This is a genomic window from Oerskovia jenensis (assembly GCF_016907235.1).
Taxonomy (GTDB): Bacteria; Actinomycetota; Actinomycetes; order Actinomycetales; family Cellulomonadaceae; genus Oerskovia; species Oerskovia jenensis.
In genome coordinates, this window is record NZ_JAFBBO010000001.1 from 3,481,637 (window position 1) to 3,503,690 (window position 22,054).

Consider the following 22,054-nt stretch of genomic DNA (forward strand, 5'->3'; position numbering starts at 1 on the left):
GTCGGCGCGTATCCTCGCTAGGGCATCTCCCCCTTCACGAAGGAACTCATGGCACACCTCCTCGGCGCCGACGGCATCCGCCTCGTCGTCGGCACCCGTACCCTGCTCGACGGCGTGAGCCTGGGCCTCGACGACGGCGACCGCGTGGGCGTCGTCGGTCCCAACGGTGCCGGCAAGTCCACGCTGCTGCGTCTCCTCGCGGGGACCGCGACGCCCGACGCCGGACGCGTGACCCGGGTGGGCGGGCTGCGGATCGGGATGCTCGACCAGCGCGACGAGTCGCCCGAGGGCACGTCGATCCGCGACCTGGTCCACGGCGAGTCGGCCGAGCACACGTGGGCGGGCGACGCGGGCATCCGCGCCGTCCACGCGGGGCTCCTCGCCGACCTGGACCTCGACGCCCCGGCGTCGACCCTGTCGGGCGGCCAGCGCCGCCGGGTCGCGCTCGCGGCGCTGCTGGTCGCCGAGCACGACGTGCTGTTCCTCGACGAGCCCACCAACCACCTCGACGTCGAGGGGGTCGCGTGGCTCGCCGAGCACCTCCAGGCGCGCTACGCGCGTCCCGGGGTCCGCGGCGCGCTCGTGGTCGTGACGCACGACCGCTGGTTCCTCGACGCGGTCTGCACGCGCATGTGGGAGGTCACGGGCGACGGCTCAGGGGCGGTCGAGGGGTACGAGGGCGGGTACGCCGCGTACGTCCTGGCCCGCGCCGAGCGGGCGCGCACCGCGGCCGTCACGGCGGAGAAGCGCAACAACCTGCTCCGCAAGGAGCTCGCCTGGCTGCGTCGTGGGGCGCCGGCGCGGACGTCGAAGCCCAAGTTCCGTCTCGACGCCGCGGCCGCGCTCATCGCCGACGAGCCGGACCCGCGCGACACGCTCGAGCTCACGCGCATGGCCACGCGCCGCCTCGGCAAGGACGTGCTGGACCTCGAGGGCGTCACGGTGCGCATGCCCGCACGCGAGGGGGACCCGGACTCGGCGGAGAAGGTCCTGTTCGACGACGTCACCTGGCGCCTCGGTCCGGGCGACCGCTACGGCGTGGTCGGGGTCAACGGCGCGGGCAAGACGACGCTCCTGCGCCTGCTGGCCGGCCGGCTCGCCCCGAACGAGGGCACGGTCAAGCGCGGCAAGACGATCCACGTCGCCGAGCTGACCCAGGACGTCGAGGAGCTCGACCAGATCGGCGGCCTGCGCGTCGTGGAGGTCATCGAGGCGGAGAAGCGCACGGTCGCGGTCGACGGCAAGGAGCTCACCGCGGCCCAGCTCGTCGAACGCCTCGGCTTCACGCGCGAACGTTCCCAGACCCTCGTGCGCGACCTGTCCGGGGGCGAGCGTCGTCGCCTCCAGCTCCTGCGCCTGCTGGTCGGCGAGCCCAACGTGCTGCTGCTCGACGAGCCCACCAACGACCTCGACACCGACACGCTCGCGGCGATCGAGGACCTGCTCGACGGGTGGCCCGGGACGCTCGTCGTGGTCTCGCACGACCGCTACCTGCTCGAGCGGGTCTGCGACCGCGAGGTCGCGCTGCTGGGGGACGGGACCATCCGCGACCTGCCGGGCGGTGTCGAGGAGTACCTCGCGCTGCGCAAGGCCGCGATGGCCGCGGCCGTCTCGGGGGGAACGCGATCGGGTGGGACGGGTGCGGGGGCCGGTGCTGCGTCGTCGGGGGCGGGGAGCCCTGGGAGCGCGGGCGACGCGGGCGCGACACCCGCTCCGTCGAGCGCGGACGTGCGGGCCGCGAAGAAGGAGATCGGGCGCATCGAGCGGCGTCTGTCCAAGATCGCGGAGCTCGAGGCGCGGCTGCACGACAAGATGGCGGCCCAGGCGACCGACCACGCCGCGGTGACCGACCTCGACAAGCAGCTCCGCGAGCTCGCGGACGAGAAGGACGCGCTCGAGGCCGAGTGGATGGAAGCCGCCGAGCTGCTCGACTGACCGCCCGTGCGGGGCAGGGCTCGGAGGAGCCCTGCCCCGCACGCGGAGGGGTCAGGCCTCGAACTGGCCGATGACCGTGCGCAGCAGGTTCGCGAGCTGGAGCCGGTCCGCGGGGTCGAGGGCCACGAGGACCTCGCGCTCGACGGCCAGGAGGTCGCTCATGGCCGCGTCGACCCGCTCCAGGCCCTCGGGCGTGAGCTCGACGAGCACGCCCCGCCGGTCGTCGGGGGAGCGGTGCCGCTGCACCAGGCCGCGCGCCTCGAGGCGGTCGATCCGGTTCGTCATGGTGCCGCTCGTGACGAGCGTCTGCGTGATGAGGGCGCCGGGGGACAGGCGGTACGGCTCGCCCGCGCGGCGCAGCGCCGACAGGACGTCGAACTCCCACGTCTCCAGGTGCCCGCGCGCGAACGCGCTGCGGCGTGCGAGGTCCAGGTGCCGGGCGAGCCGGCTGACACGTGAGAACACGGTGAGCGGCTCGACGTCCAGGTCCGGACGCTCGCGCTGCCAGGCGTCGACGATGCGGTCGACCTCGTCCGGGTGCGGGTGCTGCATGACGTGAGGCTACTCGATATTCCTTGACATCAAGAGTCTTGACGGCTGGAACGCGCCCGGGAAGCCGGTGCGCCCCGGGGTCAGCTCGCGCGCAGGGCGTCCTTGAGCCTGACCCGTCCGCCCGTGCGCAGAACGGCGTTCGAGTAGATCTTGCCCGCGAGCCACACCAGGACCGGCACGAGCGCGAGCGACAGGCCGACCGCGACCAGGATCTCCCACGTCTCGACCGTGCCCAGCGCGATGCGGATCGGCATGAGCAGCGGCGAGCAGAACGGGATGTACGACAGCCACACCACGAGCGGGTTCTCGGGGTCCCACGGGCCGATCGAGATCCCGATGATGTACGGGATCATCATGAGCATCAGGACCGGGGTGATGACCGAGCCCACGTCCTCCTGGCGCGAGACGAGCGCCGCGAGCGCGGCCAGGGCCAGCGAGTACATGACGAAGCCGATCACGAACCACACGAGCACCCACGCCGCGGTCGCGCCGAGGTTCACGCTGCTCGCGTCGACCAGCCCCAGGGCGAAGGCCGTGCCCACCCCGCCCCCGACCACGACCACGAGCTGGATCAGACCGATCGCGCCGATGCCCAGGACCTTGCCCGCCATGAGCTGCCAGGGCCGGATCGTCGCGAGCAGCAGCTCGACCACGCGGCTCGTCTTCTCCTCCACGACGCCCTGGGCCACGAGCTGCCCGCACGTCATGAGCGCGATGAAGATGAGGATGCCGCCCACCATGCCCGTGACGATCTGGGCGGGGTCGCGCGCCTCGGTGGGCTCGAGCGTCTCGACCGTGGGTGCGGCGGACGCGATCTCCTGCGCGACGGCGGACGGGTCGCCGCCCAGGTCGCTGATCGCCCCCGCCAGGGCCGCCTGCTGGGCGAGGCCCGTGAAGACGGGCGTCAAGGTCGTGCCCAGCTCCTCCTGCACGACGACCGTGAAGGACTCGGGGGTACCGGTGACCAGGGCGTCGAGGTCGCCGTCGGCGAGCTGCGTGCGTCCCTCGGGCTCCGAGACCTCGCTGACCTGGATCTCGGCCCCCACGGCCTCGCCCGCCGCCGTGAGCTGGGGCCCCAGGGCCTCGGCCCCCGACGTGACGCCGACCTTCTGGACGGCGGGGCCCTGGTCGCCTACGAGGCTCAGCAGGAACCCGCCGAGCACCACGCCCACGAGCAGCGCGACCGTGGTCCAGACGAACGCCTTGGACCGGATGCGGGTCGAGATCTCGCGGCCCGCCACGAGGGACACCGCGCCCCACGTGCTCACGGGCGAGTGGGCCGTCGTCGTGGGCTGTCGCAGGGCGCTCATGCCGAGGCCTCCTGTCGGGTCGAGGGGGTCGTGGGGCTCTCGTCGGTCGTGCCGCTCGGGGCGCGGGCCTCGTCGCTGCTCACGACGTGCCGGAAGAGCTCGGTCAAGGACGGGCGCTGCGGCGTGAACTCGCGCACCGGGCCCGTGGCCAGGGCCGCGCGCAGGACCGCCTGCTCGGCGCCCTCCTGGGACGAGTCGACCTCGAGGAAGGTCCGGGCGCCGTCGTACCGCAGGACGCGGATGCCCGGGAGCTCGGACGCCCAGCCCGGCGGCGCGGCCGGGGCGTCGACGACCCACTGCGGGCGCTGCGTCGCGCGCAGCTCCTCGATCCCGCCGACCTCGACCATCTCGCCCGCCTTGACGATCCCGACGCGGTCGCACAGGCGCTCGACCAGGTCGAGCTGGTGCGAGGAGAAGACGACGGGCACGCCCGCGGCCGCGCGGTCCCGCAGGACGCCGCTCATGACGTCGACCGCGACCGGGTCCAGGCCCGAGAAGGGCTCGTCGAGCACCAGGATCTCGGGATCGTGCACGAGCGCGGCCGCGAGCTGCACGCGCTGCTGGTTGCCGAGCGAGAGCTTCTGGACCTCGTCGCCGCGGCGTGCGTCGATCCCGAGCACCTGTGTCCAGTGCTCCATCGCGGTGCGCGCCGCGGCCGGGCTCAGCCCGTGCAGCCGGGCCAGGTAGACGAGCTGGTCGCCGACCTTCATCCGGGGGTACAGGCCGCGCTCCTCGGGCATGTAGCCGATCCGACGGCGCATGGCCAGGTCGAGCGGTCGGCCGTCCCACCGGACCTCGCCCGAGTCGGGCGCGAGGACCCCGAGCGCGATGCGCATGGTCGTGGTCTTGCCCGCCCCGTTCGAGCCGACGAAGCCGAAGATCTCGCCCGCGCCGACCGTGAACGACATGTCGCGCAGCGCACGCACCGTGCCGTACGTCTTGTTCAGCCTGTCGATCTCGAGAGTCGCCATGGCTCAACGAAACCATGTGCGGCGCCCGCCGTCACGGGCGGGATGTCATGGGTTCGCGAGGCGGTGCAGCTCCGCACCAGCCCCGGGGCGCCGGTCCTCTCAGCCGTCCGTGCGGTCCTTGGTCGTGAGCGACGGCTTCTTCTCCATGCCGGACAGGCCGTTCCACGCGAGGTTGACCAGGTGCGCCGCGACGTCGGCCTTCTTGGGGCTGCGGACGTCGAGCCAGTACTGCCCCGTGAGCGCGACCATGCCGACGAGCATCTGCGCGTAGATGGGCGAGACCCGTGGGTCCAGGCCGCGCCGCTTGAACTGGTCCGCGAGCAGGTGCTCGACCTGGGTCGCGACGTCCCCGATGAGGCTCGAGAACGTCCCCGTCGCCTGGGCCACGGGGGAGTCGCGCACGAGGATCCGGAAGCCGTCCTCCGAGGTCTCGATGTAGGTCAGCAGGGCGAGGGCCGTGCGCTCGAGCAGCACCTTGGGGTGACCGCCCGAGGAGAGCGCGCCCGTGAGGGCGCTCGTCAGGCCCTGGATCTCGCGGTCGACGATGACGGCGTAGATGCCCTCCTTGCCCCCGAAGTGCTCGTACACCACGGGCTTGGACACCTCGGCGCGCGCCGCGATCTCCTCGACGCTCGTCCCCTCGAAGCCCTTCTCGGCGAACAGGACGCGGCTCACCGCGAGGAGCTGTTCACGGCGCTGGCTCGCGGTCATACGGGATCTGGGGGGACGTCTGGAGTCTGCGGGCACGGCACCATCATGCCGTGCCCCGTCGTCGCGGGGGTCGGGATGAGACGGCGCACGGCCCCCGGGCTGCCCGGCGCACGAGCCGCACGCGACCCCGACGGGTACGCCGTGTGACTCTCTCCTCACACGCTTTCTCCACGTTCGGACCCCGTTCGCGCCCCGAGCACGGCGCGAGACCTGGCAGACTGTTCTCCGGACGAGCGATGGCGCGCGCGATCACGGGTTCACCCCCGGCTCGCGTGCCGTGTCCAGTCCGTTCCGCCTTGGTGTAATCGGCAGCACAAGGGTTTTTGGTGCCTTTAGTCCAGGTTCGAGTCCTGGGGGCGGAGCTCGTGCCACCAACCAGATGGGAAGCCCCAGTGACCGACGCTGTGCCCGACTCACCGCCAGCCGCAGTCATCGTCCTCGCCGCAGGCGCAGGGACGCGCATGAAGTCCGCGACCCCCAAGGTCCTCCACCCTCTCGCCGGGCGCAGCCTGCTCGGTCACGCGATGGTCGCGGCCCGTGGTCTGGCGCCGCAGCGGATCGCGGTCGTGGTCCGGCACGAGCGGGACCTCGTCGCGGCCGCGGCCCTCGAGGTCGTGCCGTCGGCCCTCGTGGTCGACCAGGACGAGGTGCCCGGCACCGGGCGGGCCGTGCAGTGCGCGGTCGAGGCGCTCGACGTGCGGGCGCAGGCCGAGGCGGCCGCGCACGGCGTTCCTCTCGGGCACGAGGGTCGCGGCCCGGTCGAGGGGCTCGAGGGGTCGATCGTGGTCCTCGCGGGCGACATCCCGCTCCTGGACGCCGCGACGCTCACCCGGCTGCTCGACACGCACCGCGCGGACGGCAACGCCGTGACCGTGCTGACGACCGAGGTCGACGACGCGACGGGCTACGGACGGATCGTCCGCGACGACGCCGGCGCAGTCCTGAGCATCGTCGAGCACAAGGACGCCACGGACGAGCAGCGTGCGATCCGCGAGATCAACTCCTCGGTCTACGTCTTCGACGCCGCGGTCCTGCGCGGTGCGCTCCGGCAGGTCACCCAGGAGAACTCGCAGGGCGAGGTCTACCTGACCGACGTCCTCCAGATCGCCCGCGAGGGCGGCGGCCGCGTGGGTGCCCTCACGGTCGGCGACCCCCTGCTCGTCGAGGGGGCCAACGACCGCGCCCAGCTCGCGACGCTGCGCGCCGAGCTCAACCGCCGCATCCTCACGCGCTGGATGCTCGAGGGCGTGACCGTGATCGACCCCGCGACCACCTGGGTCGACGTCGACGTGGACCTCGGTCACGACGTGACGCTGCTCCCCGGGACCCAGCTCCACGGCGCGACCACGATCGGCCCGGGCTCGACCATCGGCCCCGACACGACGCTGACCGACATGGAGGTCGGCGCGGGCGCGACCGTGACCCGCACGCACGGCAGCCTGTCGGTCGTCGGCGACGGTGCGAGCGTCGGGCCCTTCGCCTACCTGCGCCCGGGCACGGTCCTGGGGGAGAACGGCAAGATCGGCACGTTCGTCGAGACGAAGAACGCGACGATCGGGACCGGCTCCAAGGTCCCGCACCTGTCCTACGTGGGCGACGCGACGATCGGCGAGCACACCAACATCGGCGCCGCGAGCGTCACGGTCAACTACGACGGCGTCTCCAAGCACCGCACCGTGATCGGGTCGCACGCCCGGACCGGTGCGGACAACATGTTCGTCGCCCCCGTCACGGTGGGCGACGGCGCGTACACCGCGGCAGGTTCCGTGATCCGTCGCGACGTGCCCGCGGGCGCGCTCGGCGTGAGCGGTGCCCCGCAGCGCAACGTCGACGGCTGGGTGGCCCGCCGTCGACCCGGCACCGCCGCCGCGGAGGCCGCAGCACGCGCGCACGAGAACGACGACGAGACGCCTTCTCCGCTGGGAGCCCAGGCCCAGGCGCAGCTCGCCGAGGCCTCCACGGCGACCCCGGCCCCCCGACCGACCCCGGTGCCTGCGAGCCCGGGTGTCCCCACGGTCCCCGACGGACCCAGCACCACGACCAGCAGCACGAACGAAGGGTCTTCCCCACGATGAGCAGCACGATCGCCGGCAACGGGGACAAGTCCCTCGTCCTCGCGTCCGGCCGGGCGCACCCCGAGCTCGCCAAGGACGTCGCGCGGGAGCTGGGCATCGACCTGCTCCCCACGACCGCGTACGACTTCGCCAACGGCGAGATCTACGTCCGTTTCGGGGAGAGCGTCCGCGGCGCGGACATCTTCCTCCTGCAGAGCCACACGGCGCCGATCAACCAGTGGATCATGGAGCAGCTGCTCATGGTCGACGCGGCCAAGCGCGCCTCGGCCAAGACCATCACGGTCGTCCAGCCCTTCTACGGCTACGGGCGGCAGGACAAGAAGCACCGTGGTCGCGAGCCGATCTCGGCCCGCCTCATCGCGGACCTGTTCCGCACCGCGGGCGCCGACCGTCTCATGAGCGTCGACCTGCACGCCGCGCAGACCCAGGGCTTCTTCGACGGCCCCGTGGACCACCTGTGGGCCATGCCGATCCTCACGGACTACGTCCGCTCGCGCGTCGACACGTCGAACGTCACGGTCGTCTCGCCCGACGCGGGCCGTATCCGCGTGGCCGAGCAGTGGGCCGCGAAGCTCGGCGGCGGGCCGCTCGCGTTCGTCCACAAGACGCGTGACATCACGCGCCCCAACCAGGCCGTCGCGAACCGCGTCGTGGGTGACGTCGAGGGGCGCGACTGCGTCCTGGTCGACGACCTGATCGACACGGGCGGCACCATCGCCGAGGCCGTCAAGGTCTGCCTCGCGGCGGGCGCCAAGTCGGTCATCGTCGCCGCGACCCACGGGGTGCTCTCCGACCCGGCGGCCCAGCGCCTGTCCGAGTGCGGCGCGAGCGAGGTCGTCGTGACCGACACCCTGCCGATCTCGGCGGAGAAGCACTTCCCGCAGCTCACGGTCCTGTCGATCGCGCCGCTCCTGGCGCGCGCGATCCGCGAGGTCTTCGACGACGGCTCGGTCACGTCGCTCTTCGACGGCAACAGCTGAGCCTTCGCCCGCGCCGCACGACGGCCCGCCCCACCGACCTGGTCGGCCGGGGCGGGCCGTCGTCGTTCCCGGGGTCTCGCGCGGGCGAGGCGCGGAGCCCCGGACGCGTGGCCCCTGGGCGGCGGCGCCGTCGGGCTGGCAGCATGTGCCGTGTGACGGTGACGAACCTGCTGACCGAGACCTCTCCCACCGGCGTGACCACGACCGGACGGGGGGCCGCGTCCGCGGTGCCCGACGTCGTGGTCGTCGAGCTGGGCGCCGAGGCGTCCGGCGCCGACGTCCAGGTGGCCCTCGACGCCGCGAACGCGGGGGTGCGTGCGGCGCGCGAGTCGTTGCTGGCCGGCGGGGTCGCGCCCGAGGACCTGCGCACCGCGCAGACGTCCACCTGGACGCAGCAGTCCCAGCAGCCCGACGGCGCCACGACCCTCTCGGTCACCGCTCGCCTGACGCTGAGGGTCACCGTGCGCGACGTCCTGGCGTCGGGCGAGCTCGTGCGGGCCGCGCTCGGGGCGGCGGGACCCGTCGCCCGGCTCGACTCGATGCGCTTCGCGGTGAGCGAGCCCGGGCCGCTCGCGGTCGCGGCTCGCGACGGGGCGTTCGCGGACGCCCGAGCCCGGGCCGAGCAGTACGCGGCGCTCGCGGGGCGCGCTCTGGGGCCCGTCGTCGAGGTCAGCGAGCAGGGCGGCGGGTTCGCGCCGATGCCCCGCATGATGTCGGCCAAGGCCGGGTCGTTCGACGCGATGGCGATCGACCCGGGGAGCGAGCAGGTCGACGCGAGCGTGACCGTGCGCTGGGCGTGGGCGGACTGATCCCCACAGGATCGTGACATTTCTCAGGGGGCCCGGCACCTTCGCGCCACTAGGTTGGATGCATGCTCATCATCGAGGACTACCTGCTGCTCGTGCTGGACGACGTCACGGGCAAGCCCGTCGGTGACGCCTCGTACCTCCAGCAGGTCGCGGCCGGTGCGCTGCTCGTCGAGCTCGCGCTGACGGGACGCGTCGACCTGGCGGGGGACGCCTCGGGGTGGCGGTCGGGACGCGTCGTGGTGCGCGACCAGTCGCCGACCGGGAACGCGCTCCTCGACGACGCGCTGTCGACGATCAAGGCGAAGGAGGGCTCGAAGCCCAAGAGCCTGGTCGAGGTGCTCTCGCGGTCCAAGCCCGCGGACTCCGCGCTCGACGGTCTCGTCGCGCGCGGTCTGCTGCGCCGCGAGGAGGGCCGCATCCTGGGCATCTTCCCGACGACGCGCTGGCCCGCCGCGGACTCGCGCCACGAGGGCGAGGTGCGGCGCACGCTCACGCGTGTGCTGCGCGACGGCGGCGCGCCCGACGAGCGGACGGGTGCGCTCGTCGCGATCCTCGCCGCCACGAAGCAGGCGGGCCGCGTCATGTCCGCCGGTGAGGAGCTCACGACGACCGAGCGGCGCGAGATCGACCACCGCGCCAAGGGGATCGCCGAGGGGAGCTGGGCCGCGGGAGCGACCCGACGCTACGTCGAGGAGATCACGGCGGCCACGACCGCGGCCCTGACGACGACGGTGATCATCGCCGGCGCCCAGTCCTGACCCTCCGCGCTCGGCGGGTGGGGACAGGGCGCGACACTCGCGGGTTTCCCTTGACGTGGCGCGCCCGGGTACAGTAGTTCGGTTGCCTCGGCGAGGGACGTCTGACGGCCGGTGAGTCACCGGAAGGTCAGCAGGATCCTGATGGGTCCCCGTAATCGACTGGGCGGTCGTCCTCGTGCGCCCGTCATGTGTCCCGCGCCGACGCAGCCGCCCCGTCCTCCGGTGCCAACCAGCCGGCCGGACAGCCGATCGCTTCCCACTGGTGGTCGGCCCGCAACCGTTCTTCAGGAGTTCACGTGTCCGAGATCAAGCTTGTCGCAGAGGCCCGCACCGAGTTCGGCAAGGGTGCCGCCCGCCGTACCCGCCGTAACAACCAGATCCCCGCCGTCCTGTACGGGCACGGCACGGACCCCGTCCACATCGCGCTCCCCGCGCACGTGACGACGCTCTCGCTCAAGCAGGCCAACGCCCTGTTCTCGATCGAGCTCGACGGCAAGGCCGTCCTGGCCCTGGCCAAGGACATCCAGCGCGACCCGGTCAAGGACGTCATCGAGCACATCGACCTCCTCATCGTGAAGAAGGGCGAGAAGGTCGAGGTCGAGGTCAACGTGCACGTCGTCGGCGAGTCCGCCCCCGGCACGATCCACGTCGTCGAGTCCCAGACGCTGCTCCTCGAGGCAGAGGCCACGCACCTGCCGGAGTCCGTCGAGGTCTCGATCGACGGTCTCGAGGCCGGTCACCTGGTCCGCGCGGGCGAGATCACGCTGCCCAAGGGCTCCGTCTTCAACGGTGACCCCGAGCTCACGGTCGTCGCGATCACCGAGCCGCGCAGCGAGGTCGCTGCCGAGGCCGAGGCCGAGGCCGCCGAGGGCGCAGAGGCTCCCGCCGAGGGCTGAGCCTCACCCTCCTGAGGGTCGGTCCCCGCTCCGCCGGGTCCGGTCCGCAGGAACGCAGGACACGTACGTTCGAGGCGTCCGGTGCCGTACGGCGCCGGGCGCCTCGACCGTTTCCCCCCAGAAGTCGATCAAGGACCAGGTGACATGACCGACCAGCCGTGGCTCGTCGTCGGGCTCGGGAATCCCGGACCCACCTACGCGGGCAACCGTCACAACGTCGGCCACATGGTGCTCGACGTCCTGGCCGGTCGCGCCGGCGCGACCTTCAGCGCGCACAAGGCGCGAGCCGCGGTGGCCGAGGCGCGCCTCGGCGTGCTCCCGGGCGGGGCCCCGGGCCCCCGGGTCCTCCTGGCCAAGCCGTCGACGTACATGAACACGTCGGGCGGTCCGGTCGCGGGCCTCGCCCAGTACTTCGGGATCGACCCCGACCACGTGATCGTCGTCCACGACGAGGTGGACATCCCGTTCGGGGACATCAAGCTCAAGTCCGGTGGCGGCGAGGGCGGTCACAACGGCCTGCGCGACATCACCAAGGCGCTCGGGACCCGTGACTACGTGCGCGTCCGCGCGGGCGTCGGACGCCCCCCGGGCCGCATGGACACCGCGGACTACGTGCTCAAGAACTTCTCGGGCGCGGAGGCCAAGGAGCTGCCGTTCCTGCTCGACGACGCCGCGGACGCCGTCGAGATGGTCCTCACCGAGGGGCTCCTCGCGGCCCAGGGGAAGTTCCACACCAGGGCCTGACGTCGGGCGGTCCCGGACGGCCCGGCGGCAGGCGTCGACGCGGCCGGACTTCACCCGGGTGATGTGTCCCCTTCGTCCGTCGTGCCCTGTTCGCGCGCCCTACGCTGGATCGATATCCAACCTGGGCGGGCGGCCGTCTCCTGCCCCACGACGGAGGCACGATGACCGAGGGTGTGGCGCTCGCGCACGACTACGCGACACAGCGCGGAGGCGCCGAACGGGTGGCCCTGTGGCTGGCCGAGGCGTTCCCCGGCTCGCCGATGTACACGACCCTCTACGACCCGGCGGGTACGTTCCCCGAGTTCTCCCGGCTCGAGCTGCGGACGTCCGCGCTCGACCGGGTCGGCGCGCTGCGCCGCCACCACCGGCTCGCGCTGCCCCTGCTCGCACCCGCGGTCTCGTCGCAGCGGGTCGACGCCGACGTCCTGCTCGCGAGCTCCACGGGCTGGGCCCACGGATACCGTGGCGCCGGCCGGACGGTCGTCTACTGCCACGCGCCCGCCCGGTGGCTCTACCAGCGCGAGCGCTACCTGGGGGGTGCGGACGGAGCGAGCACCGGCGACCGGCTCCGCAGCGGCGTCGCGTCCGCCGCGCTCACCGCGCTGAGCCCGGCCCTGCGCGGCTGGGACCGACGCGCCGCCGGGCGCGCCGACGTGTACCTCGCCAACTCGACCGTGACCCAGCGAGCGATCCGCGAGGTCTACGGCATCGAGGCCGAGATCCTGCCCCCGCCCCCCGCGATGCTGCCCGCGGGCCCGGAGCGTCCGGTCCCCGGGATCGCACCGGGGTTCCTGCTGTGCGTCGCACGGCTCCTGCCGTACAAGAACGTCGACGTCCTGATCGAGGCGGCCCGCCTCGCGGGACGGCACCTGGTGATCGTGGGAGACGGGCCGGACCGGGCACGTCTCGAGGGCCTCGCCGCGCGCGGACGACCCGTCTCCGGGAGGTTCGGCACGCCGTCGGGCACCGGGGGCGGCGGGACGACGCTGCTGGGCCGGGTCGACGACCCCGAGCTGCGCTGGCTCTACAGGAGCTGCTCGATGCTCGTGGCCGCCTCGTACGAGGACTACGGGCTGTCCCCGCTCGAGGCCGGCGCCTTCGGGCGACCCTCGGTGGTCCTGCGGGACGGCGGGTACCTCGACACCGTGGTCGAGGGCGTGACCGGTGCCTTCTTCGACGCCCCCGAGCCCGGTCTCGTGGCGCGGGCAGTCCAGGACGCGTCGGTCGTCCCGTGGGAGGATGACGTCCTGACCTCGCACGTCGAGACCTTCGCGCTCCCGCGCTTCGTCGCCCGGCTCCGCGAGGTCGTCGAAGAGCAACGTGGCCTCGTGCACGCAGGTGCCGGCACCTCAGGGGAGAGGGACTCATGACAGTACGGGAGTTCGTCCGAACGGTATGGGCCGGCAAGTACTACGTGCTGGCAGCGGTGCTCGTGGTGGTGACCGCGGCGTTCGTCTACCTCAACCAGCAGGAGACCGTGTACAAGGCGACCGCGACGGTGCGGCTCGTCGGGGTGCAGTCGGCGCAGGGCGGTGAGCAGGTCGTCGAGGTCACGGTCGACACCGACCTGGCCGACGTCACGTCCGACCCGGTCGTCCAGGCCGCGGCGACCACGCTCGGCTACACGGGCAACCCCGCGACACTCGCCGCCCAGGTCTCGGCGGAGTACCCCGGCGAGAGCCAGAAGGTCATCGCCATCAGCGCCAAGACCCTCGACCCGCAGGAGTCCCAGGACGTGGCCAACGCGTTCGCCGACGCGTACGTCGCCCAGCTCACGGTCCTGCGCGACGCGCAGATCGCGTCGCTCGACGCGAGGAGGCAGGCGCTCGCCGAACAGCTCGCCGGGGTCACGGCCCGCCTCTCGGTCGCCTCGGACGACCCGCTCGCGCTCGCCGAGAAGGAGACCATCGTCACGGACTACACGACCCTGACGGTCCAGGCGAACACGCTCCGGGCGATCACCGTGCCCGGTGAGGTCGAGACGCCCGCGACCGGCGCCGAGGCGCTGGGCCCCGGGCGCAGCACGGTCCTCGCGCTCGCGGCCCTGGCCGGGCTCGTCGCGGGCATCGGGCTGGCCTTCGCCCGCCGCGGCCTGGACGTCCGGGTGCGTGGCGCGGCCGACGCGGCCCGCCTCGCGCAGACCCCCGTCCTGGCCGAGCTCTACGGCGTGCGCACGTCGGACCGCGACTACAGCCACTCGCACACGCTCCCCGTCTCCCGCAAGCTCGCGACCCCCTTCACCGAGTCGATCCGTGAGCTCAGGACGGCCGTCCAGGTCTCGCTCGCGGAGGCCGACAAGGTCGTCGTGGTGGTCACGGCAGCAGACCCGCACGCGCCCCGCACGTTCATCGCCGCCAACCTCGCGGCGTCGTTCGCGCTGAGCGGTCGCCGCACGATCGCCGTCTCCGGCGACCTGCGCCGCCCGCAGCTCGACCGGGTCCTGCCCCCGCCCGAGGGCTGGTCGGGGGACCCGCACACGCTGCGCCCCACGAGCATCCCCAACCTGGGCGTCTTCCCCGTCCCCGAGGAGGAGATGGACCCGGCGGACTTCCTCGCGACGACCCGTGCGGGCAAGCTCATCGCGGACCTGAGCGACGACGCCGAGGTGGTCGTGATCGATGCCCCGCCCGTCCTGGCAGCCGCCGACGCGACCATCCTCGGACGCTACGCCACGGGTGTCGTGCTCATCGCGTCCGCGGGCAAGACCGACCGGGCCGTCCTCGCGGAGGCCTCCGAACGGCTGCGCATCAACAACGTGCCTCTCGTGGGCATCGCGCTCGCGGGCGTCAAGAGCGACCGGCGCATGCTCTACGCCTCGACGTACGGCGACCCGGACCGGCAGGAGGACGGACAGCTCAGCAGGTCGGCGGGGGGCGAGGCCGTCGCGCAGGCGCCCGCGCTCGCGGCCGAACGTCCGGACACGGGCGGCTCGGGGACGACCGGCGTCGAGCAGGTCGACGAGCCCCGGCGCGCGGCCCGCGAGCGGGCCGCCGCCGTCGTCACCGACGCCCCGTCCGCGGCGGCGGAGGCCCGGTCCGCGGCGACGACGGCCGCGCCCTCGGCGACCACGCCGTCCCGTCGGGACGCCGGGGGCCGACAGGGACCGCTGCTGTCGCCCGAGTGGGGCAAGATCTCGACCGTGCCCGGAGGGCAGGGCGAGGCGCGTCCCCGTGCGGCCACGGCGCGCAAGAGCGACGAGCCGGAGCAGGGGGGTAGCAGCGCAGGGCGCAAGCTGCCGTTCCGTTGGTGACGACGCGGCGCGCTGGGGGGCCGCCACCCGACCGGCCGGTGCGCGTCCTCGTCCTCGACCACACGGGAGAGCTCGGCGGCGCCGAGCTCGCACTGGTCAGGCTCGTCGAGGAGCTCGGCCCGGACGTCGACGTGCGCGTGCTGCTGTTCTCGGGCGGCCCCCTGGTCGACCGCCTGCGCGCAGCGGGTGCGGTCGTCGAGGTCCTGCCGCTCGACCCCGCGACGGCGACCGCCTCCCGGGACGCCGTGGGGCGCGCCGGCCTCGGTCAGCTCGTCTCGCTGGCGCGCCTCGTCCCGTTCACGTGGCGGCTCGCGCGCCGGGTCCGTGCACTGCGCCCGGACGTCGTCCACACGACCTCGCTCAAGTCCGACGTGCTGGGCGTGCTGCCCGCACGGTGGGCGCGGGCCGCGCTCGTCTGGCACGTCCACGACCGGATCGCCGACGACTACCTCCCGGTGCGGGTCGCGAGCGTCTTCCGCTGGGCCTCGACCCGGTTCCCCGCGGAGGTGGTCGTGAACTCGCAGGCCACCGCGTCGACGCTCCCCGGCCCGACGACGGTCGCCTACCCGGGTTTCGCGGCCGCGCAGGTGCGCCCGCCCGCTGCCCGGACCGGAGGTCGGTCAGGAGCCGCCGCCGCAGCCCCTGCCCGACGTCGGGTCCGGCAGCCGGTCGTGGGCATGGTCGGCAGGATCAGCCCGACGAAGGGGCAGCTCGAGCTCGTGCGCGCGGCCCGCAGGGTGCTCGACGAGCACCCCGGCACGTCGTTCCGCATCGTGGGGGAACCGAGCTTCGGCGCCGAGGGCTACGCCGCGCAGGTGCGCGCCGAGGCGGACCGTCTCGGCGTGGCCGAGCGCGTCGTCTGGACGGGTTTCGTGGCAGACCCGTCGGTCGAGCTCGACGGGTTCGACGTGTGCGTGCACGCGTCCCCCGTCCCCGAACCGTTCGGGCAGGTCGTGGTCGAGGCGATGGTCCGCGAGGTACCGGTCGTCGCGACCCGTGCGGGGGGCGTCGTGGAGGTCCTGGCCGGGACGCCGGACGACTCCGCGCCGTTGGGCGAGCTCGTCGAGCCGGGGGACGTCGAGTCGTTGGCCCGGGGCATCTCGGCCGTGCTCGCCGACCCGGAGGGGTCGGCGGCCAGGGCCCGCCGCGCGGCACGCGTCGCGCAGGACCGTTTCGCCGCGGCACGGACCGCGGAGGTCGTCAGCGAGGTGTGGCGCCGCGTCGCCGGGCGCGCTCGATGACGTCGCGCATGGCGCGCCCCTGGACGTCCCACGTGGGGATGTCGTCGTCCTGGTGGGTGTCGGTCGCCGCGGGCGCGGTGAGCGCGACGCGCACGGCCTGCGGGTAGTCGGCGGGCGCGGCAACCGTGACCCGCGGGTCGCGCGCGTCGCGGAAGCCCGCGACCGGGGTCGCGACGACCGGTCGCCCCACGGCCCGGTACTCGTAGAGCTTGAGCGGGTCGAGGCTGTCCGTGAAGTCGTCGACGAGGTGGGGGACCAGGAGCGCGGTCGCGTGCTGGAGGTAGGCGGGCACCTCGGTCCAGGGGCGCGCACCGAGCAGCCGCACCCCGGCGGCCGTGAGGTCGTCGTACTCCTGGCTCGTCAGGTCGAGCACGGGCCCGACGACCACGACGGTCCCGGTCCCGGCCGTCGTCGCGGCGGTCCGGGCGACGAGGTCGAGGTCGAAGCGGTCGCGGTGGACGGTGCCCAGGTAGAGGGCGACGGGCCCGACGGGCAGGTCGGCGGGGCGGTCGCGGGGCAGCCGGTAGCGGTCGACGTCGACACCGTTGGTGACGAGGGTGACGGCGCGCTCGGCGCCCTTGCTCGCGGCGAGGTGGGGCGAGCACACGGTCACCTCCTCGCACGCCCGCAGCAGGAGCGCCTCGTCGGCGAGCAGCCGACGGCGGATCTCGGGCGGGCGGTCGGCCGCGACCCAGTCGTCGGTCACGTCGTACAGCGACGGCCAGCCGGTGTCCTCGACCAGGGTCGCTGCCGCGGGATCGTTGACCCACAGCACGGGGCGCGTGAGTCCGACGCGGCGTGCGGCCCGGCGCACGAGCGAGGCGAGGCGGGCGTCGACCCGGGGGTCGACGCGGCGGGGCAGGATCTTGGTCGGCTGGTAGAGCCAGAGCTGGTCGGGCCCGACGCCCTCGACCGGGTCCGCACGCCGGAGCCCGTGGCCGGCGCGGGGCCGGAAGCCGCGGCGGGCCTCGTGCAGCGGGTCCGCCGCAGGCTCGACGAACAGCACCACGAGTGCCGGGTCGGCCCGCAGGAGCTCGGTCACGAGGTACTGGTTGCGGCGCCACACGAGGTCCCACGACTCGAGCGAGACGACGACGAGCTCGTGCACCACGGGTGGGGAGAGGTCGCTCACGTCGTGGGGCTCCGTCGCTCGTCGTGCGGTGGGCGTCCCGGCCGGACGACGTCGCGGTACACGGCTGCCGTCCCCTCGACCTGGGCCGCGGGCGTGAAGCGGGTGCGCTGGACCGTCCGTGCGGCCTCGCCGTAGGCGTCGCGCCGCTCGGGCGACCTCGCGAGCCGCGCGAGGTGCTCGCCGGCCCGGGCGACGTCGGTCGACGGGTAGAGGGCGAGCGGGTCGAGCCCGGCGAGGGTCTCGAGGTGCCCGCCGGCCTCGGCGGCGACGACGGGCAGTGCGTTCGACATGGCTTCCAGGACGCTGAGACCGAGGCCCTCGACGGGGCACGGGGCCAGGAGGACGGCCGCACGCCGCATGAGGTCGTCGACGTCGGACCGGGCGCCGAGGAACTGCACGTGCCGCGTGAGCCCTTCGCGGGCGGCGAGGGCCTCGAGGTCGGCGCGCTGCGACCCGTCGCCCGCGACGAGGAGCCGCCAGCCGTCGTCGTGCAGGCGGGACGCGGCGAAGGCGAGCACGCCCAGGTCGGTGCGCTTCTCGGGTTCGAGCCGCTGGACGAGCAGGACGCTGCGTTCGCGGGCCGCTGCGTCCGGCGCGGCGGGTCGGTCGTCGATCCCGGGATGGACGACGACGCTGTCCCCGTCGACGTGGTCGGCGACGTACCGGCTGATGGAGATCTGTGCGCGCACGGGGCGGCGCGCGACCGCGGCGGTCAGGCCCGCCGCGGGGCCACTGCCCCGGGGCCGCGCGAAGTGGCGCGTGGCGACCACGGGGGGCAGGCCCCGGACGGTCGCTCCGGCGAGCGAGGCAGCGATCTCGGCCGACGTCATGTGGGCGTGCACGACGTCGGCCCCCGGGGCGGTCGCGCGGATCGTGCGCACGACCTGGGCGAGCGAGCCCGCGGGCAGGACCCGCACGGTCGGGTCGTCGACCGTGGCCCGCATGCGGGGCACGTCGCCGCCGACGACGACGACCTGGTCCCCGTGGGACGACTGCGCGCGTGCCAGTCGGGCGACGTGCCGTTCGACCCCCGCGAAGGCGTCGGAGTGCACGACGTGGAGCACTCTCACGTGGTCGGGTCCTTCCGGTGGCGGGCGATGGGCTCGGGCAGGGGGATCGTGGCCGGGGTGAGCACCAGGTGCCTCGACGGTCCCACGTTGTCGATCATCTCCTCGACCGAGCGGAGGTCGTCGAGCGGGAGCGCGTCCTCGGTCTTCTCGCGTGCCGCGCGCCGGGACTCCGCGTAGGCGTCGGCGCCCACGCAGACCCCCACGATGAGGAACGGCACGGAGACCTGCACCGAGACCCAGAAGAGGTCGAACTGCCCCTGGATGAAACGCATGAGCAGCACCGAGAACGCGAGCGTCCCGAAGCGGGGGTTGACGCGCCACAGCACGGCGAGCGAGCCGAAGAACAGCACGAGGAACGCGACGAGCCCGACGATGCCCGCCGACGTGAGGACCTCGAGCTCGGCGTTGGGCGGCTGGAAGGTGTACTCGGTGCGGTTCGCGACCCACCAGCGCAGCCCGACGCCCACCCAGGGGCTGCGTTCCCAGACGTCGATGGCCTGCTCGTACCAGGTGAGCCGCTGGTAGGCGGAGTTGAACTGGTCGTTGGTCGCGAGCTGTTCCTGGACGGCGGCCCACACGAAGTACACGGCAGGGATCGCGGCGAGCAGGATGAGCTTGGACCGCTTGCGGTCCGGGTCGGCGCGCAGCGTGATGAGGACGACGCCGATCGCGAGGCCGATCAGGGCCTGGCGCGACTGCGACGCGAGGATCGCGAGGCCGAACAGCCAGAACGCCGGGTAGGTGAACGCCTTGGGCCAGCCGACCCACCACGGGCGGGCATAGGCGAGCAGGGCCGCGCTCCCGAGGACGCACCCGACGAAGTTCTTGTGCATCGGGAACGGGATCTGGAGGTACACCGGTCCCGTGTTGCCCGCGGCGAGCTGCTGCAGAGCCGTGACGCACGTGAGGACCGCGATGACGAGGCACGGGACCATGAACAGCGTCAGCCCGAGCCGCGCGCGTCCCGCCCGGCCCACGGCCCACCCGACGAGCAGCGCGCCCCCGACCGAGAGCCAGGCGTGGAACCACTCGACGGTGTTGGCGGTGTACGGGTTGGCGATGACCGTGAAGAGCGTGGCGACCTGGTAGAACGCCGAGAGCCACAGGAGCGAGCGCATGGGGCGTGACAGGGGGCGCTGGGTGAAGAAGAGCGCGAACCAGAACGCCCCGAAGAGCGCGAAGTCGCTGAGCGAGAGGTTGACGGCGTCCCCGCCGACGCGCTGGACGATCACCATCGCGGGCATCGCGAGGATGGGCATCGCGGCAGGCTCGTAGATCGTCATGCCGACGACGAGGACCAGGGCCGCCACCGCGACCGAGATCGCGGTGTACCCGGGCACGAGGAAGCCGATCCCGACCAGGACCACGGCGACCGCGACCGAGCCGGCCACCCAGGCGAGGGACCGGCGGATCACGTCGGGGCGTCCGTCGCCGTGAGGAGGTCGCGCTCTGCGGCGAGGGGACCACGCGCGTACAGCCGGAGCCGGAGGAGGGCCAGGTCGCGTCCGGGGCCCCGGAGCGCGACGGCCCGTGCCGCGGAGCCGGCGAGGACCCCGGCACGGGCGGCCTGCCAGCCCGCCGTGCCGAAGTGCTTGCGCAGGTACCGTTCCTGCGAGGCGTGGAAGTGCGTCTCGCGGCGGGTCGGGTCGCTGCTCGTCGCGCCGCCCAGGTGCAGGGCGCGGACCTCGGTGACCGCCCGGTGACGCTTGCCCAGCCGCGTCGCACGGTAGGCCCAGTCGGTCTCCTCGGCGTAGAGGAAGAAGCTCTCGTCGAACGGCCCGACCAGCTCGAGCGCGTCGGCCCGCAGCAGCAGCACGGAACCGATGACGAAGGACCGGTCCGGCGGGGTGCGTCGCAGGGCGCCGAGGCCCACGGCCTCGATCCACGTCCCGGTGGGCGACGGGTAGGGCCACACGACGCGCGCTGCCTCGCCGTCCTCGTCGACCTGCGCCGGACCCACGCTCGCGAGCTCGGGTGCCTCGTGGAGCCGGGCCTGGAGCGTCAGGACGTCCTCGGGGCTCACGACCGCGTCCGGGTTGAGCAGCAGGACGTCCGACCCGGGGGTCTGCCGGTGGCGCAGCGCGTGGTTGACGCCGGCGGCGAACCCGCCGTTGCGCCCCGGGTCGAGGTACCGCGCCCCGGCGAGCTCGGCGACCTCCCGGATCTCCGGGAGCGACGAGTTGTCCACGACCGTGAGCGGCAGCTTCCCGACGAGCGGTGCCAGCGCGTCGCGCACCAGGTCGGGGGAGCCGTACGCGACGAGGACGACCTCGGGCGACCGGTGGGGCTCCTTGCCCGACGGCGGAGCGTGGCCCCGCGGGGTGGCGTCGCCGACCGCGGGGGCGGGGGGCCGAGGGGTACCGCCGTGCGCGGCGTGCGCGGTCGCGTGCTCGTAGAGCGCGAGGTACCGGCGCGCGACCTCGGGCCACGCGCACGACGCGGCCCGGTCGGCCCCCTGCGCGCGGAGGGTCTCCGCCAGGCCGGGTTCGTCGACGACCCGCACGAGCGCCTCGCGCAGCGCCCGGGCGTCGCCGGGCGGGACGAGCAGGCCCGCGCCGCCCACCACGTCGGGCAGGGCGCCCGAGTCGCTCGCCACCACGGGCGTGCCGCACGCCATGGCCTCGACCGCGACCCGACCGAACTGCTCGACCCAGCCGGAGGTGTCGAGCGACGGGACGGCCAGGACGTCGAGCGAGCGGTAGAACGCGACCAGGTCGTCGCCTGCGAGCGGACCGACGAAACGCACGCGGTCGCCGAGCGGGCGCGCCCGGTCCCGCAGCGCCCGGGCCGACGGCCCGTCGCCCGCGAGCGTCAGCCGCAGCCGCTCGTCGTCCCGGACGGCGTCCAGCAGGACGTCCACGCCCTTGTGCGGGGCGAGGCGACCCGCGTAGCCGACGTGCACCGCCCCCCGTGCCGGCCCGGCCTCCGGGCGCCCCGGACCGGGGGCGGGCGCGACGCCGTCGGGCGGGAGGGCGGACGGACCGGGAGCGACGCCCTTCCCCGGGGAGAAGACCGAGAGGTCCACCCCCAGCGGGACCACCTCCACGAGCCCCCGTGCCCCCTTGGCCTGGACGATGCGCGCCGCGGCCACGTTGCAGACCGACACCGCGGCCGCGCCGCGCAGGGCCGCGGCCTCGAGCGTGCGGAACGGCCAGGGGTAGCGCTTGGCGATGTTCTGCGCCGAGTACAGGACGTAGGGCGGCGCCGGACGACGAGCGCGGCCGGGCAGGAGGGCGCGGAGGCGGCGCAGCGCGAGGATCTCGGCGGTCGCCAGGGCGAAGGGCTCCTCGTGCAGGTCCAGCACGTCCCAGTCCTGGCCCAGCGCACGCCAGAGCGGGCCCGGCGAGTAGACGAACAGCGCAGGGTGCGAGCCGAAGGTCCGGACGCCCTCGACGGGCTCACCGGCCCGTGCGCGCAGCGGGACCGTGGTGCCGCCCTCGTCCCAGGCCCGCGCGGACAGCAGCCGGACGTCGACCCCCGCGACCCGCAGCTCCCGCTCCCGCTCACGCCACGCGTCGACCACGGCGCTGTGCGAGACGCGGAGGATCCTCATGTGGGAGATTGTCCACCAGCGAGGGGTTCCTTCCCCTGCGATCTCACCGAATTCACCCCGACCGCAC

General features: G+C 73.8%; 18 protein-coding genes and 1 tRNA gene. 11 read left to right on the plus strand and 8 right to left on the minus strand.

What is annotated here, in order from left to right:
• Positions 1 to 48 precede the first annotated feature (48 nt).
• Positions 49 to 1,935, plus strand: coding sequence for an ABC-F family ATP-binding cassette domain-containing protein (locus tag JOD49_RS15740; protein WP_205308003.1), 1,887 nt, complete (start codon positions 49 to 51; stop codon positions 1,933 to 1,935).
• A gap of 51 nt (positions 1,936 to 1,986) precedes the next feature.
• On the opposite strand, the gene JOD49_RS15745 is transcribed toward JOD49_RS15740, so the two are convergent.
• From JOD49_RS15745 to JOD49_RS15760, 4 genes are all read right to left on the minus strand, one after another.
• Entirely contained in the window at positions 1,987 to 2,487 is a 501-nt protein-coding gene (locus JOD49_RS15745; protein ID WP_205308004.1) for a MarR family winged helix-turn-helix transcriptional regulator, read from the minus strand.
• An 80-nt stretch (positions 2,488 to 2,567) separates the two neighbouring features.
• On the minus strand, positions 2,568 to 3,797 hold the full coding sequence (locus tag JOD49_RS15750) for an ABC transporter permease (protein ID WP_205308005.1): 1,230 nt from the start codon (positions 3,795 to 3,797) through the stop codon (positions 2,568 to 2,570).
• Positions 3,794 to 4,768, minus strand: a complete 975-nt coding sequence (locus JOD49_RS15755) for an ABC transporter ATP-binding protein (protein ID WP_205308006.1) — start codon at positions 4,766 to 4,768, stop codon at positions 3,794 to 3,796. Before JOD49_RS15755 ends, JOD49_RS15750 begins: the two co-directional genes overlap by 4 nt.
• Positions 4,769 to 4,867: 99 nt before the next feature.
• Positions 4,868 to 5,479 (minus strand): TetR/AcrR family transcriptional regulator, encoded by a 612-nt coding sequence (locus JOD49_RS15760; protein WP_205308007.1) that lies wholly within the window; start codon positions 5,477 to 5,479, stop codon positions 4,868 to 4,870.
• A 290-nt stretch (positions 5,480 to 5,769) separates the two neighbouring features.
• Here JOD49_RS15760 and JOD49_RS15765 point away from each other — a divergent pair.
• From JOD49_RS15765 to JOD49_RS15810, 10 genes are all read left to right on the plus strand, one after another.
• Positions 5,770 to 5,841, plus strand: a tRNA-Gln gene (locus JOD49_RS15765).
• Positions 5,842 to 5,883: 42 nt separating this feature from the next.
• On the plus strand, positions 5,884 to 7,554 hold the full coding sequence (glmU, locus tag JOD49_RS15770) for a bifunctional UDP-N-acetylglucosamine diphosphorylase/glucosamine-1-phosphate N-acetyltransferase GlmU (protein ID WP_205309036.1): 1,671 nt from the start codon (positions 5,884 to 5,886) through the stop codon (positions 7,552 to 7,554).
• Positions 7,551 to 8,534 (plus strand): ribose-phosphate diphosphokinase, encoded by a 984-nt coding sequence (locus JOD49_RS15775; RefSeq protein ID WP_138823089.1) that lies wholly within the window; start codon positions 7,551 to 7,553, stop codon positions 8,532 to 8,534. The genes glmU and JOD49_RS15775 overlap by 4 nt, the downstream gene beginning before the upstream one ends.
• Before the next feature lie 152 nt (positions 8,535 to 8,686).
• Positions 8,687 to 9,343: an SIMPL domain-containing protein gene (locus JOD49_RS15780; protein ID WP_205308008.1), complete on the plus strand. Its 657-nt coding sequence runs from the start codon at positions 8,687 to 8,689 to the stop codon at positions 9,341 to 9,343.
• A gap of 62 nt (positions 9,344 to 9,405) precedes the next feature.
• Positions 9,406 to 10,101: a GOLPH3/VPS74 family protein gene (locus JOD49_RS15785; protein ID WP_205308009.1), complete on the plus strand. Its 696-nt coding sequence runs from the start codon at positions 9,406 to 9,408 to the stop codon at positions 10,099 to 10,101.
• Positions 10,102 to 10,397: 296 nt separating this feature from the next.
• A complete protein-coding gene (locus JOD49_RS15790; protein WP_205308010.1) occupies positions 10,398 to 10,997 on the plus strand; it encodes a 50S ribosomal protein L25/general stress protein Ctc in 600 nt (199 codons plus the stop codon).
• A 144-nt stretch (positions 10,998 to 11,141) separates the two neighbouring features.
• Positions 11,142 to 11,741 carry an aminoacyl-tRNA hydrolase gene (pth, locus tag JOD49_RS15795; RefSeq protein WP_205308011.1) on the plus strand — a complete coding sequence of 200 codons (600 nt, stop codon included), beginning with the start codon at positions 11,142 to 11,144 and terminating at the stop codon, positions 11,739 to 11,741.
• 161 nt (positions 11,742 to 11,902) lie between these two features.
• The gene (locus JOD49_RS15800; RefSeq protein WP_205308012.1) at positions 11,903 to 13,111 is read left to right on the plus strand and encodes a glycosyltransferase; all 1,209 of its coding nucleotides are present in this window, start codon (positions 11,903 to 11,905) and stop codon (positions 13,109 to 13,111) included.
• Positions 13,108 to 14,991, plus strand: coding sequence for a polysaccharide biosynthesis tyrosine autokinase (locus JOD49_RS15805; RefSeq protein ID WP_205308013.1), 1,884 nt, complete (start codon positions 13,108 to 13,110; stop codon positions 14,989 to 14,991). Before JOD49_RS15800 ends, JOD49_RS15805 begins: the two co-directional genes overlap by 4 nt.
• Positions 14,992 to 15,029: 38 nt before the next feature.
• A complete protein-coding gene (locus JOD49_RS15810; protein WP_205308014.1) occupies positions 15,030 to 16,232 on the plus strand; it encodes a glycosyltransferase in 1,203 nt (400 codons plus the stop codon).
• On the opposite strand, the gene JOD49_RS20815 is transcribed toward JOD49_RS15810, so the two are convergent.
• Genes JOD49_RS20815 through JOD49_RS15830 form a run of 4 tightly spaced genes read right to left on the minus strand, consistent with a single transcriptional unit; the run spans position 16,192 to position 21,987 of the window.
• Positions 16,192 to 17,364, minus strand: coding sequence for a glycosyltransferase (locus JOD49_RS20815; RefSeq protein ID WP_307822583.1), 1,173 nt, complete (start codon positions 17,362 to 17,364; stop codon positions 16,192 to 16,194). The genes JOD49_RS15810 and JOD49_RS20815 overlap by 41 nt on opposite strands.
• Positions 17,361 to 18,434, minus strand: a complete 1,074-nt coding sequence (locus JOD49_RS15820; protein ID WP_205308015.1) for a glycosyltransferase family 4 protein — start codon at positions 18,432 to 18,434, stop codon at positions 17,361 to 17,363. The genes JOD49_RS20815 and JOD49_RS15820 overlap by 4 nt, the downstream gene beginning before the upstream one ends.
• Positions 18,431 to 19,849, minus strand: a complete 1,419-nt coding sequence (locus JOD49_RS20820) for an O-antigen ligase family protein (protein ID WP_205308016.1) — start codon at positions 19,847 to 19,849, stop codon at positions 18,431 to 18,433. The genes JOD49_RS15820 and JOD49_RS20820 overlap by 4 nt, the downstream gene beginning before the upstream one ends.
• A complete protein-coding gene (locus JOD49_RS15830; protein WP_205308017.1) occupies positions 19,846 to 21,987 on the minus strand; it encodes a glycosyltransferase in 2,142 nt (713 codons plus the stop codon). Before JOD49_RS15830 ends, JOD49_RS20820 begins: the two co-directional genes overlap by 4 nt.
• Between the last annotated feature and the right edge of the window lie 67 nt (positions 21,988 to 22,054).

Coding starts and splice junctions, on each gene's coding strand:
- JOD49_RS15760 (WP_205308007.1), bottom strand. CDS start 5,479: ATGACCGCGAGCCAGCGCCGTGAACAGCTCCTCGCGGTGAGCCGCGTC.
- JOD49_RS15785 (WP_205308009.1), top strand. CDS start 9,406: ATGCTCATCATCGAGGACTACCTGCTGCTCGTGCTGGACGACGTCACG.
- JOD49_RS15755 (WP_205308006.1), bottom strand. CDS start 4,768: ATGGCGACTCTCGAGATCGACAGGCTGAACAAGACGTACGGCACGGTG.
- JOD49_RS15740 (WP_205308003.1), top strand. CDS start 49: ATGGCACACCTCCTCGGCGCCGACGGCATCCGCCTCGTCGTCGGCACC.
- JOD49_RS15745 (WP_205308004.1), bottom strand. CDS start 2,487: ATGCAGCACCCGCACCCGGACGAGGTCGACCGCATCGTCGACGCCTGG.
- JOD49_RS15800 (WP_205308012.1), top strand. CDS start 11,903: ATGACCGAGGGTGTGGCGCTCGCGCACGACTACGCGACACAGCGCGGA.
- JOD49_RS15805 (WP_205308013.1), top strand. CDS start 13,108: ATGACAGTACGGGAGTTCGTCCGAACGGTATGGGCCGGCAAGTACTAC.
- JOD49_RS15775 (WP_138823089.1), top strand. CDS start 7,551: ATGAGCAGCACGATCGCCGGCAACGGGGACAAGTCCCTCGTCCTCGCG.
- JOD49_RS15830 (WP_205308017.1), bottom strand. CDS start 21,987: ATGAGGATCCTCCGCGTCTCGCACAGCGCCGTGGTCGACGCGTGGCGT.
- pth (WP_205308011.1), top strand. CDS start 11,142: ATGACCGACCAGCCGTGGCTCGTCGTCGGGCTCGGGAATCCCGGACCC.
- JOD49_RS15750 (WP_205308005.1), bottom strand. CDS start 3,797: ATGAGCGCCCTGCGACAGCCCACGACGACGGCCCACTCGCCCGTGAGC.